The sequence below is a fragment of the Pseudomonas sp. MIACH genome (assembly GCF_001269925.1).
GTDB lineage: Bacteria > Pseudomonadota > Gammaproteobacteria > Pseudomonadales > Pseudomonadaceae > Aquipseudomonas.
Map to the genome: position 1 here is coordinate 265,923 of NZ_LHVO01000002.1, position 12,805 is coordinate 278,727.

Sequence of the window (12,805 nt, forward strand, 5' to 3'; positions counted from 1 at the left end):
CGCGATGCATCCCAATGATGATGACCGCACCCAGTTCATGCCGCGCCCGGGTGGCCGTGCGCCGGAACCCGCGCGTGCCGAACCGGCCCCGCTGTCGATGCCGGCCGCGCCGATCCTCACCGGCAAAAGCCAGGGCCTGAACCCGCTGGAAAGCGCCGCCGGCCCGCTGCTGGCGCTGCTGACGCGCCTGCGCAACACCATCGCGCACCCGGCGCCGGCCAGCCTGCGCGCGCAGTTGCTGGCCTACCTGCGCCAGTTCGAAGAGCGCGCCGAAGCTGCTGGAGTGGCCCGCAACGAAGTGCTGCTGGCGCGTTACGCACTGTGCACCGCCCTCGATGAGGCGGTGTTGAGCACGCCGTGGGGCAGCACCAGCGATTGGGGCAAGCAGAGCCTGTTGATCACCGTGCACAACGAAGCCTGGGGGGGCGAAAAAGTCTTCCAGTTGCTCGACCACTGCCTGCAAAGCCCACGGGAGCGCCTGTACCTGCTGGAGCTGTTGTACCTGTGCATGTGCCTGGGTTTCGAAGGCCGCTACCGCGTGATGAACGACGGTCGCAGCCAGTTGGAAGCCTTGCGTGAGCGCACGGCGGCGGCGATTCGCAGTGCTCGCGGTGACCACGAGCGCGAGCTGTCGCCGCATTGGCGCGGCGTCACCGTGGCGCGTGATCGGCTGGCGCAGTTCATGCCGCCGTGGATCGCCGTGGCGATTGGCCTGGCGTTGCTGCTGGCCTTGCTGTTCACCTTGCGCATGCTGCTCGCGGCGCAGGCGGAGCCGGTGTTCAAAAATATCCATGCCCTGGGTGAGATCCCGGTGCAGGCCATCGACCGTCCCGTGGCGCAGCCCAAAGTGATTGAGCGTCCGCGCCTGGCCGGCTTCCTGGCGGAAGACATCAAGGCCGGTCGCGTCGCGGTGGAAGACAAGGTCGACCGTTCTGTCGTCACCATTCGTGGTGATGAGCTGTTTGCGTCCGCCAGCTCCAGCATCGTCGAGGACTACCAGCCGCTGATGCTGCGCATTGCCGACGCCATCCGTAAGGTCAAGGGCCAGGTGCGGGTTACCGGGCACAGCGACAACCGTCCGATTGCCACGCTGCGCTTCCCGTCGAACTGGGCCTTGTCCGAAGCGCGGGCCAAGTCGGTGTTGGAGATCCTCGCGGCCAAGACCGGCCAGGCCGATCGCTTCAGTGCCGAAGGCAGGAGCGACACCGAGCCGTTGGCGACCAACGCGACTGCCGAAGGCCGTGCCCGCAATCGTCGGGTTGAAATCACCGTATTGGCGGAGGGCGTCGAGTGAAGGCGTTTTTCAGTTTCATGATTCGCTGGGTGATCCCCGTGCTGGGCCTGATCGCCCTGAGCCTGATCATCTGGTTTGTGGGGCCGTTGCTCGATGTGCTGGTGCCGGAAGGCCGGCGCTGGGCGCTGATCATCCTGGTGTTTGCGGTGTGGATCGCCTACCGCGTGTTTCGCATCATCCAGGCGCGGCGCCAAGCGGCCGAAGTGATGCGCAGCCTGGCCGCAGAAACCCCGGCCGACCCCAACAGCGTGGCCACCGCCGAAGAGCTCACCACCCTGCGCCAGCGCATGGACGAAGCCCTGGCGCTGCTGAAGAAGGCCAAGCTGGGTGGCGACGAACGCCGCAACCTCTACGAGCTGCCGTGGTACGTGATCATCGGCCCGCCGGGTTCGGGCAAGACCACGGCGCTGGTCAACTCCGGGCTGCACTTTCCGTTGGCGGCCCAGTTGGGCGCCGGGGCGGTGCGCGGTGTTGGCGGTACGCGTAACTGCGACTGGTGGTTTACCGACCAGGCGGTATTGCTCGACACCGCCGGCCGCTATACCACTCAGGACAGCAACTCCACGGTGGATAAGGCCGCGTGGCTGGGCTTTCTCGACCTGCTGAAAAAGCAGCGCTCGCGCCGCCCGATCGATGGCGCCTTTATCGCCATCAGCCTCTCGGACCTGCTGCTGGGCACCGATGCCGAACGCGCGGCCCATGCGGCGGCGATCCGCCTGCGTATCCAGGAGCTGTACACCCAACTGGGCGTGCGTTTCCCGATCTACCTGATGCTGACCAAGCTCGACCTGGTGCCGGGCTTCATGGAGTTCTTCGACAACCTGAGCAAGGAAGAACGCGCCCAGGTGTGGGGCATGACCTTTGCCCTCGATGACGGCAAGAGCAGTGAGAGCCCGCTGGCCCATCTGCAAAGCGAATTCGCCGGTCTGGAGCAGCGTCTCAACGAGCGTCTGGTGGAGCGCCTGCAACAGGAGCGCGACCCGGCGCGGCGCGACCTGATCTACGGCTTCCCGCAGCAGTTCGGCGCATTGAAGGATTGCCTGCAAAGCTTCCTCGAAGGCGTGTTCAAACCCAACGCCTTTGAAGAGCGCGTGTTGCTGCGCGGCGTGTACTTCACCAGCGGTACCCAGGAAGGCAGCCCGATTGATCGCCTGATCGGCGCCATGGCCCAGAGCATGAACCTGGACCGCCAGCACCTGGCACGCCAAAGCGGCACCGGGCGCAGTTACTTCATCGAAAAACTCTTCACCGCCGTGGCCTTTGCCGAACGTGGACTGGTGGGGGTGAACCCGAAAGTCGAACGCCGACGCAAGTGGATCGCGCGGGGTGTGCTTGCGGCCACCGTGGCCTTGGTGATCGTGGTCAGCAGCCTGTGGTGGGTGAGCTATCGCGCCAACCAGGCGTATATCGCCCAGGTCGACCAAAAGGTCGCGCCGCTGGGCCAGACCGTACAGAACCTGAGCCCGGCGCAGCGTGAAGTGCTCGCGGTGCTGCCGCTGCTCAATGCGGTGAAGAACCTGGCGGGCGATTCGCCGAGCTGGTCCGAAGGCCTGGGGCTGTATCAGGGCGATATGCTCGAAGCCGAGTCTGCCAGTGTCTATCGCAAGCTGTTGATCGCCGTGTTTGCGCCGCGTCTGGTGACGCGCATCGAGGAGCAACTGCACGGCGGCGGTAACTCGGACTTCCTCTACGAAGGCCTCAAGGCCTACCTGATGCTTGCCGACAGCGAGCATTACGACCCGGACTTCATCAAGGCCTGGATCGCCCTCGACTGGGACCGCAACCTGCCGCGCGACCTGCCGGCCGATCAGCGCCAGGCGTTGACCGGGCACTTGCAGGCGCTGTTCGAACGCCATCCGCCGAATGCGCGCCTTGACCCCCGCTTGATCGACGATCTGCGTCGCCAGTTGCAACAACTGCCGGTGGCCCAGCGTGTCTACGACCGGGTCAAGCGCCAGAAACTGCCCGAAGGCATCCCGGACTTTCGTATCAACGAAGCCGCTGGCCGTGATGCCGCGCTGGTGTTCAGCCGTAAAAGCGGCAAGCCGTTGGGCGAGCCGTTGAGTGGCTTTTTCACCGCCAAGGGCTATCGCCAGGCGTTTTTGCTGAGCAGCCTGAACCAGACCGGCACCCTGGCTGAAGAGCAATGGGTGCTGGGCCATGAGCAGGCCGATCAGCAGAACGTGGTCAGTCTGGCCGCCGATGTGCGTCGCCTGTACTTCCAGGACTACCAGCGCCAGTGGGATGCGTTGCTTGCCGACATCGACTTTGTGCCGATCACCAGCGTGGCCCAGGCGGCCGACGTGCTGCGGGTGATTTCCGGCCCGAGTTCGCCGCTGAAAAAACTGTTGGTGGCCGTGGCCAAGGAAACCGATCTGCAAGCTGAAGAGCGCCAATTGGCGGCCAAAGGCGTGCCCGTGGAAGGTGGCGTCGACAAGCTCAAAGAGCGCCTCGGCAGCCTGCTCGGCCAGGAGCAACCGACGGCCAATGCGCCGGCGGCGGCGGATGATCCGGTGACCGCGCACTTTGCCGAACTCAACAGCATCGTCAGCAAGAACGAAGGCGAACCGGCGGCCATCGACGGCCTGTTGTCGGACATGAACGCGCTGTATGTGCAGGTCAGCGCCATGGTCGGTGCCAGCGGCGATGCCTTGCTGGGCGAGGCCAAGAACCAGGCGGCGGCTGCGGCCACGCGGGTCAGCCTGAATGCCGAGCGCCAACCGCCGCTGGTGCAGGGCATGGTCAAGTCGGTGGTCAACTCCACCACCAACAGCATGATGGGCGGGGTGCGTAACCAACTGAACGCGGCGTGGGTCAGCGAAGTGGTCAATGTGTACCGCCAGTCCCTGGCCGGCCGCTACCCGATGTCGCCGGGCAGTTCGCGGGATGCGACCCTGGATGACTTCGGTCAGTTCTTCGGCGTCGGCGGGGTGATGGACAACTATTTCCGCAAATACCTGCAGCCGTACGTGGACACGTCGGCACAGACCTGGCGCTGGCAGCCGGGTGCGGCGCAGAAGCTCGGGATTGCGCCGGGCGTGCTGCAAACCTTCCAACGGGCTGCAACGATCCGCGATGCGTTTTTCCGCTCCGGGGGTACCCAACCGATCGTGCGTTTCGAACTCAAGCCGGTGTCGATGGATCCGACCATCACCCAGTTCCTGCTCGACCTCGACGGTCAGCAATTGAGCTATGACCACGGCCCAAGCCGCCCGGTGGCGATGCAATGGCCGAACCCCGGCAGCATCGGCGTGGTGCGTATCTCGATCATGCCGCCGTCGGCCAGTGGCCGCTCGGGCGTGACCCTCGACGGGCCGTGGGCCTGGTTCCGCTTGCTGGAACAGTCGGACCTCACCGCCGGTAATTCGCCGGACCGCTTCAACCTGCGCCTGCGCGTCGACGGTGCGAGCATCGCCTACGAGTTGCGCGCCAACAGCGCCTTCAACCCGTTCAAGAGCCGCGTGCTCAGTGGCTTCAGCCTGCCGGAGCGGCTATGACGACGCTGGGCTTCTACGGCAAGTTGGCCAGCCGTGGTGACTTCGTCAGTCGCGCCTTGCCCCAAAGCTTTATCGGCCCGTGGGACAGCTGGCTGGCGGCGGGTTTGCTCGCCAGCCAGAACAGCCTGGGCGCCGGCTGGCTCAATGCGTACCTGGTCAGCCCACAGTGGCGCTTTGTGCTGGCGCCCGGCGTGTGTGGGCCGGACGCGGCGGCGGGCGTGGTGATGCCGAGCATTGACCGGGTCGGGCGCTATTTCCCGCTGGCGGTGGTCACCTTGCTGGATCACGACATCAACCCTGCGTCCCTGGTGGGTGGGCCGGATGCCTGGTTCGAGCAGGCCGAAGAGCTGTTGCTCAGCACCCTGGATGCCGGCGCCACGTTCGAACGCTTCAACGATGGCCTCGACGACCTGGGCTTGCCGGCGACAGAGCCGCGCGCGGTCGACAGCCGTTTCGCCGGCCTGCAGCGCGTGGCGGCGAGCGTGCCGCACCAGCGCATGACCGCGCTCGCCGAACAGGCCTGCGACGGGGCGAGCCTGTGGTGGGGGCGTGGTTCGCAGACGATTTCCCCTGGTTTATTGCGGTGTCAGGGCCTGCCTGCCGCTGGCGATTTTGCGCAGTTTTTGCTCGGACAAGAAGGTGTGGTGTAGATGGGGTCGACGTACAAATCCGCGAGCAAAAGCCATGTGGGCATGGTCCGCCAGGTCAACGAAGACGCGTGCCTGGACCTGCCGGAAAACCGCCTGTGGGTGGTGGCCGACGGCATGGGCGGGCATGCGGCCGGGGATTACGTCAGCAGCCTGATCGTCGACAGCCTGCGCAGCGTGCCGATGGGGCGCTCCCTCGATGAGTACTCGGCGGCCTTGCGCAATGACCTGATCCGCATCAACGCCGCCGTGCGTGAAGAAACCGCCAACCGTGGCGTGACCATGATGGGCAGCACGGTGGTGGTGTTCGCTGCACGCGGTTTGCGCGGTGTGTGCCTGTGGGCCGGCGACAGCCGCCTGTACCGCCTGCGCGACGGCGTGCTCGAAGGCGTTTCCCGCGATCACAGCTACGTGCAGGACCTGCAAGACAGCGGCCTGCTCAGCGAAGCCGATGCCCGTGTGCATCCGCGCGCCAATATCGTCACCCGCGCGATTGGGGTGGAAGCCCAGTTGGAGCTGGCGGTGGTCGACCTGCTGATCGCCCCCGGCGACAGCTACCTGCTGTGCAGCGATGGCCTGAACAAAACCGTCGAAGACCATGAAATCCGCGAAGTGCTCAGCCACGACGCGCCGGACGAAATCGTGCGCAGCCTGGTGCACCTGGGGCTCAACCGCGGCGCGCCGGACAACATCACCGCCATCGTCGTGAAGGTATCGGCATGAACATTGTGATTCCGGGCTATGACATCGACGGCGAGATCGGCGAAGGCGCCATGGCCAGCGTGTACCTGGCGACCCAGCGCTCTCTGGAGCGCAAGGTGGCGTTGAAGGTGATGGCGGCGGCGCTGGCGGCCGACCCGAGTTTCTGCGAGCGTTTCCTGCGCGAGGGCAAGACCCTGGCGCGGCTGTCGCACCCGCACACGGTCACCATCCATGACATCGGCAATGTCGGTGAGCTGTATTACATGGCCATGGAATACCTGCCCAACGGCACGCTCAAGGAGCGCATCGCCGCCGGCCTGACGCCGGAGCAGGGCATTACGCTGATCCGCCAGATCGCCTCGGCGCTGGGCTATGCCCATGCCCAGGGGCTGGTGCACCGCGACGTCAAACCGGCAAACATCCTGTTCCGTGCCGATGGCACGGCGGTGCTGTCGGACTTCGGTATCGCCAAGTCCCTGGACGACCGCACCCAGTTCACCCAGGCCGGTTTTGCCGTGGGCACGCCGAGCTACATGAGCCCGGAGCAGGCGCGGGGCCAGGAGATCGATGGCCGTGCCGACCTCTACGCGCTGGGCGTGGTGCTGTATGAAATCCTTGTCGGCAAGCTGCCCTATAACGGCAGCGATGCGCTGTCCACGGCGCTGGCGCACCTGACCGAACCGTTGCCGGAATTGCCGGTGCATCACGGCCGTTATCAGGGCGTGCTGCGCAAGCTGTTGGCCAAGGACCCGGCGGAGCGTTTCCCGGATGCGGCGGCGTTGCTGCAGGCGCTGGATAACCTGCCGACGGACTCGCCGGAAGCCACGCTGGTGCGGCCGTTGCCGATCCCGCTGAGTTTTGACCTGGCGGGCATGACACCGGTCACCATCGACATCCCGACCGATAAACCCCAGCCGCAACCGGTGCGCCAGCCGGTGGTGACGCCGACCCAGCATCACGCCGTGTCCGAGCAGCGGCGTGGGCCGGTGTTGGCACTGGCCGCCGTAGCGGTGGCCGTCGCATTGGCCATTGCTGGCGGCAGCTACTGGTGGTTGAGCGGTAGTGATGAACCGGCCAAACCGCCGGCTGCCGTCGTGCCTCAGGCCAAGCCACCTGCAGCAGCAGCCGAAGTGCCCCAGGCAACACCACCCGTGTCGGTCGCCGAGGTGGACGGCGGCCAACGGCCGTTGTTGATGGCCGGCAAGAAGACCCTGTTCCAGCGCGTCCTCAGCAAGCCCGGCGCCAAGCTGTCGAATGACGCCGGCAGCGCACCGGGTAAGGCTCTGCCGGCGTTCTCCGTGCTTTATGTGTACCAGCGCAAAGACGTCGACGGCAGCCCGTGGGTGCGCGTCGGTGCCGCCACCGATGGCCGCAGCGACGGCTGGTTGCCGGCCGCCCAGGTCAGCGACTGGAAGCAAAGCCTCGTGCTCAAATTCACCGAACGCTCCGGCCGAGCGCCGGTGATGTTCCTGCGCCAATCTGCTGAAGTGGAAAAACTGCTGGCCGACCCAGCCGCCGCCAAAGGCGTGTTGGCCAAGGCGCAGAAGAACCGCGAAGACAACGGCCAGGTCCTGGCCCTGGAGCCGTCCGCCAGCGCGGTGCCGCAGAACCAGTTCTACCTGCTGCCGATTTTCGACGCCAAGGAGAGCTTCGACGAAAACGGCCAGCCGGTGCAGTTGCTTAACATCGCCTCCATCGACCCAGGCAGCAACGCGGCGGCCAAGCCCGCGACGCCGGTGATCAACGCCAATGCTGATGCCTTCCGCACGGCGGTGGTGCTGGTAGTGGACACCACGGTCTCCATGCAGCCGTATATCGACCAGATCCGCGATGTGGTGCACGAGTTGCAAACCCGCATCGCCGAGCGTGGCGAGCTGGACAGTGTCAGCTTCGGCATGGTCGGTTTCCGGAGCAGCATCAAGAAAACCCCAGGCCTGGAATACGTGGCCAAGACCTTGATCAGCCTCGACCAGGGCCGCGACCCGCAACGCTTCCTCGACATGGCGCGCCAGGTCAAGGCGTCTACCGTGTCCAGCCACTCCTTCAACGAGGATGCGTTTGCCGGCGTGATGCAGGCCGTGGACGGCATGGACTGGTCTGGCTATGGCGGGCGTATCATCCTGCTGGTCACCGATGCCGGGGCGCTGCGCAAGAACGATCCCTTTGCCGCCACCCAGATGAACGAAGCCGAAGTGCGCCAGGCCGCGCTGGGCAAGCAGATCAAGATCTACGCGCTGCACCTGCGTACCGACGCCGGCAAGAAAACCCACGCCGGCGCCGAGAGCCAGTACCGCATCCTCACGGCCGACGCCAACCCGCAGATCGGCGACCTCTACACAGCGGTTCCGGGTGGCGATGTACGCAAGCTGGGCGAGCGCGTCGACGAGATCGGCAGCGTGTTCGCCAACCTCGTGCATCAAGTGCGCAGCAACACCCCGCAACCGGTGCCGCTGCTGAGTGCCGCGCCAAGCCTGGCGGACAAATCCGCAGCGGTCGGTTATGCGATGCACATGGATTTCCTCGGTCGCAAGAGCGCGAGCCAGGCACCGCAGCTGGTGAGCGCCTGGACCGCCGACCGCGACCTCACCAACCCCGCGCTGCCGGCGTTCCAGGTGTGCGTGATGCTGACCAAATTACAGCTCAACGACCTGCAACAGTCGCTGAAACTGATTGTCGATGCGGCGCGCAAGACCCAGACCTCGCCCAAGGATTTCTTCCAGGAAATCGCCAGCGCCTCGGCCTACATGAGCCGCGATCCGCAGGCCCTGCGCAAGGGCGGCAACCTGGCCGACGGCGGCATTCTTGGCGAATACCTGGAAGGCCTGCCGTACCGCAGCAAGTCGCTGAACATGACCCAGGACCTGTGGTTGTCGTTGAGCGTGGCCGAGCAGGAAGACTTTATCGACGAGTTGGATTCGAAAATCCGCCTCTACGAAACTTTCCACAATGACGTGGCCAACTGGGTCCGTTTCGGCGATGCCGAGCCGGGCGACGCGTTGTACCGCGTGCCCTTGTCGACACTGCCGTAATGCTGAACCTGAGCGCGGTGCATAAGAGCCGGGGGATCGGGAGTCAGCGTTACAGCCTGGTGATCCCGGCGCTGCACCTGCGGGCCGGGGAACAGTTGGCGATTGTCGGGCCCAGCGGGTGCGGCAAGAGCACCTTGCTGGATCTGTTGGCGCTGGTACTGGCGCCGGATCAGGTGGGCCGGTTCGAATTCAATCAGCAGGACATTGGTGGACTGTGGCGCGCCGATCAGCAATCCACCCTGGCCGCGCTGCGCAGCCAGCACTTGGGCTATGTGCTGCAAACCGGCGGGCTGCTGGGCTTTCTGGATGTGCGCAGCAATATCGCGCTGTCCCGGCAGTTGCTGGGCCTGAAGGATGACGGCAGCGTGACGCGCCTGGCTGAACAGCTGGAGATCAGCGACCAGTTGGCCAAGAAGCCCGCCGCGTTGTCGGTGGGCCAGCGCCAGCGTGTGAGCTGCGCCCGCGCCCTGGCCCATGCGCCGCAACTGGTGCTGGCCGATGAACCGACGGCGTCCCTTGACCCGCTGAATGCCGAGCGCGTAATGCAGGCCCTGCTGGCCCAGGCCCGCGAGCACCGCGCCGCCTGTGTGATCGCCACTCATGACGAACCCCTGGCCCGCGCCAGTGGCTTGCAGGTGCGGCGCATCAGCTGTCGGCGCGACACCGACGGTGGCGTCACCGCGACCCTCGGGGAGGCGTGCTGATGCGCATCCCTCTGGTGGCGTCCCTGGCCTGGCAGGATTACCGCAACGATGCCTGGCTGTCGGCCTGTTCGGTGCTGGCGCTGGTGGCGGTGATCGCGCCGTTGCTGGTGTTATTCGGCCTGAAATTTGGACTGGTTAGCAGTTTGACCGAACGTTTGGAGACCGATCCGGCCACCCGTGAAATTATTCCGTTGGGCGGTGGTCGATTCAGCAGCGCATTTGTCGAACAGCTCGGCCATCGCAGTGATGTGGCGTTCGCGCTACCGCGTACGCGGCAGATTGCGGCGACGGCGCAGGTCGGCACGCTGACCTTGGAGATGCTGCCGACGGCGGCGGGTGACCCGTTGCTGGGCGGTCTGCCGATGCCCAGGGGCCTGGACCAGATTGTGTTGAGCCACACCGCTGCCGAGAAGCTTGCGGCGCGGCCGGGGGATTGGTTGGAGACCAGCTTTGCGCGGCAAGTGGCCGGGCGCGTGGAGGCCCAGCGCACGCGCGTGCAGGTACTGGCGGTGCTGCCGCTGGAAGCCTTCGCTCGGGATGGGTTGTTTGCCGATTTGAGATTGCTGGAAGCGGCGGAAGATTACCGCGATGGCCGTGCGGTGCCGGCGTTGGGTTGGGCCGGTGATGAGGTCGCTGTGAGCGAACAGCGGGTGTATCCGGCGTTTCGTTTGTACGCGCGTAGCCTGGTCGATGTGGAGCCACTGCGGGTATTTTTCGCCGGGCAGAATCTGTTGGTATCGACCCAGGCCCAGACCATCGCCCAGGTGCAGTCGCTGAGCCGCAACCTGTCGATCGTGTTCTGGATCATCGCCGGGTTGGCCTTGGCGGGCGCATTTGCGGCGATCTTCGCCGGGGCGTTGGCGGCTGTGGCACGCAAGCGTCGAGAGTTGTCGGTGTTGCGCCTGTTGGGGTTTTCCACCGGCGCGCTGTTGCTGTTTGTGGTGCTGCAAGCGCTGTACAGCGCAGGGTTTGCCGCTTTGCTCAGTGCCGGGTTGTATGGCCTGGCCGAAACAGCTGTGAATAAGCTATTTGTGCAGGTGCCGGGCGAACACGCCAGCCACCTGCTGGCGCGTCACTATGGCCTGGCCCTGGTTGCAGTCCTTGGCGTCAGCGCCGTGGCGGCCGCCTGTGGTGGTTGGCGAGTGGCGCGTATCCAGGCTTCTGAAGGAATCAGAGATGTATAAGTTACTGGGCGCCGCCGTGGCGCTGAGCCTGGCCTCGATGGCCTGGGCCGATGAGGCAAGCGACAAGCTCGACAACCCCAAGCCGTTGCCGGATGACGTCAGCCTGCCGCTGCCGTGCGAAGGCAATATGGTGTTCCGCTACGCCTACGTGCTGGCCCAAGGGACGTTGGATGACCGCGAGATCAGCCTCGGCTACCCCTTCGCCGAAGGTGAGGCGGGTTATCAGCAGTCGTTTATTTCCGGCTATCGCCGCGACTTTATCAACGGCCAGTTCACCCTCAAGGACTTGCCGAAAGACTGGAACAAAGTCATCGCGCCCCTGATGCCGAAGACCGACGCCAAGACCCCGCTCAAGCCCATGTTGTACTTCATCGGCAAGTACGAAGTGACCGCACGCCAGTACGCCCAGGTGATGGCCCAGGCGCAGTCGCTGGCCAGTGGCGAGCCAGCGCCGGCGTGCGATGCACCCACCGGCATGGCCGGGCGTTTGCCCAAGGTGAAGCTGTCGCGCTTTGAGGCTGAACGCTTTTCGGCGGTGTACAGCGCCTGGCTGATGAAATACCACCGCGACTTGCTGCCGGTGAGCGGTCGCGGTTCATCGGCAGAAGATGGCGGTCTGGGCTTTGTACGCCTGCCCACCGAAGTGGAATGGGAGTTCGCCGCGCGCGGTGGCCAGGCGGTGAGCCGTCAGGATCTGGAAGGGCGCCTGTTTCCACGCCGCGTCGAAGGCAGCGACAGCGATGGCCCGCTGGGTGATTACGCGGTGTTCAATCAGGTCGCCGGCGGCACCGGCCAGGCCGCGCGCCTGATGCCCATCGGCACCAAGCTGCCCAACCCCATCGGCATGTTTGACGTGATCGGCAACGCTGCGGAAATGGTCCAGGAGTCCTTCCAGCTGGTCCACGCCGGTCGTCGCCAGGGCACGTACGGTGGCTTTGTGGTCAAGGGTGGCAACTACCTGGAAGGCGAGGGCACGCTGTTCACCGGCATGCGCCGCGAATACCCGCTGTTCGCCGCCGACGGCACCGAGCAAAGCAATGAGACCACCGGGTTCCGCGTGGCGATTGGTGCGTTGTCTGCGCCGCGTTCGCGTTACAAGGAGCTGTTTGCGCAATGGCAGAAGGAGGGCCGCCTGGCCTCGCTGACCGATGCCATCGACGACGCCCAGGACCCGACCAAGCGCCTGGACAGCATCATCGCCGCCAGCGTCGATCCCAAGCTGCAAGCCGAGTTGGGGCTGGTCAATGAAGAGCTCAAGCGCAATGTCTCGCTGATCGCCCAGCAACGCGAAGAAGCGGCGGGCAACCTGATTCAGTCGGCCGCGCTGGTGGCCGAGACCATCGGCAACTACAACATCCGCCTGGCCAACCTGCAGAAGAGTCGCCAGCAGGCTCTGGACAATAAGGACGAGGCCAGCGCGGCGCTGTTTGCCACGGCCATCGACAACGGGCGCAGCGCCCTTGATGGCGCGGTGGCGATCTATATCGACAACCTGGCCACCGGCACGCGCTACACCGATGCGGTAATCCAGGCGCAGTTTCAACGGATCAAGGAAGAGTTGGATCGCAAGCCAGTGCTCGGCAAAAGCCTGGTGACGCGCGCAACACTGTTCGTTCGCCATGTCGGCAACTACCGCAAGCAACAGCGGGCCGACCCGGCGACGATCTTGAAGGAATTGCTCGCAGCGAGCGGTCAGCGATGATCGCTGGCTGTATGGCGAGCTTGGAAGGGACTCAGGCGGCAGTGGC

8 protein-coding genes are annotated in these 12,805 nt (G+C 65.2%); all 8 read left to right on the forward strand.

Annotation, left to right across the window (positions count from 1 at the left end; all coding sequences use genetic code 11):
• Nucleotides 1–4: 4 nt before the first annotated feature.
• The 8 genes from AD670_RS01210 to AD670_RS01245 are packed head-to-tail and all read left to right on the forward strand — an operon-like array spanning nt 5 to nt 12,759.
• Complete coding sequence (locus AD670_RS01210) at nt 5–1,294, forward strand: DotU family type VI secretion system protein (protein WP_053127616.1); 1,290 nt, start codon at nt 5–7, stop codon at nt 1,292–1,294.
• On the forward strand, nt 1,291–4,791 hold the full coding sequence (tssM, locus tag AD670_RS01215; protein ID WP_053127618.1) for a type VI secretion system membrane subunit TssM: 3,501 nt from the start codon (nt 1,291–1,293) through the stop codon (nt 4,789–4,791). Before AD670_RS01210 ends, tssM begins: the two co-directional genes overlap by 4 nt.
• Complete coding sequence (gene tagF / locus AD670_RS01220) at nt 4,788–5,441, forward strand: type VI secretion system-associated protein TagF (RefSeq protein ID WP_053127620.1); 654 nt, start codon at nt 4,788–4,790, stop codon at nt 5,439–5,441. The genes tssM and tagF overlap by 4 nt, the downstream gene beginning before the upstream one ends.
• Entirely contained in the window at nt 5,442–6,161 is a 720-nt protein-coding gene (locus AD670_RS01225; RefSeq protein WP_053127622.1) for a PP2C family serine/threonine-protein phosphatase, read from the forward strand.
• Entirely contained in the window at nt 6,158–9,169 is a 3,012-nt protein-coding gene (locus tag AD670_RS01230) for a serine/threonine-protein kinase (protein WP_053127627.1), read from the forward strand. The genes AD670_RS01225 and AD670_RS01230 overlap by 4 nt, the downstream gene beginning before the upstream one ends.
• Complete coding sequence (locus tag AD670_RS01235) at nt 9,169–9,873, forward strand: ABC transporter ATP-binding protein (protein ID WP_053127628.1); 705 nt, start codon at nt 9,169–9,171, stop codon at nt 9,871–9,873. The genes AD670_RS01230 and AD670_RS01235 overlap by 1 nt, the downstream gene beginning before the upstream one ends.
• On the forward strand, nt 9,873–11,057 hold the full coding sequence (locus AD670_RS01240) for an ABC transporter permease (protein WP_053127630.1): 1,185 nt from the start codon (nt 9,873–9,875) through the stop codon (nt 11,055–11,057). Before AD670_RS01235 ends, AD670_RS01240 begins: the two co-directional genes overlap by 1 nt.
• Entirely contained in the window at nt 11,050–12,759 is a 1,710-nt protein-coding gene (locus tag AD670_RS01245) for an SUMF1/EgtB/PvdO family nonheme iron enzyme (RefSeq protein WP_053127632.1), read from the forward strand. The genes AD670_RS01240 and AD670_RS01245 overlap by 8 nt, the downstream gene beginning before the upstream one ends.
• Nucleotides 12,760–12,805 lie beyond the last annotated feature (46 nt).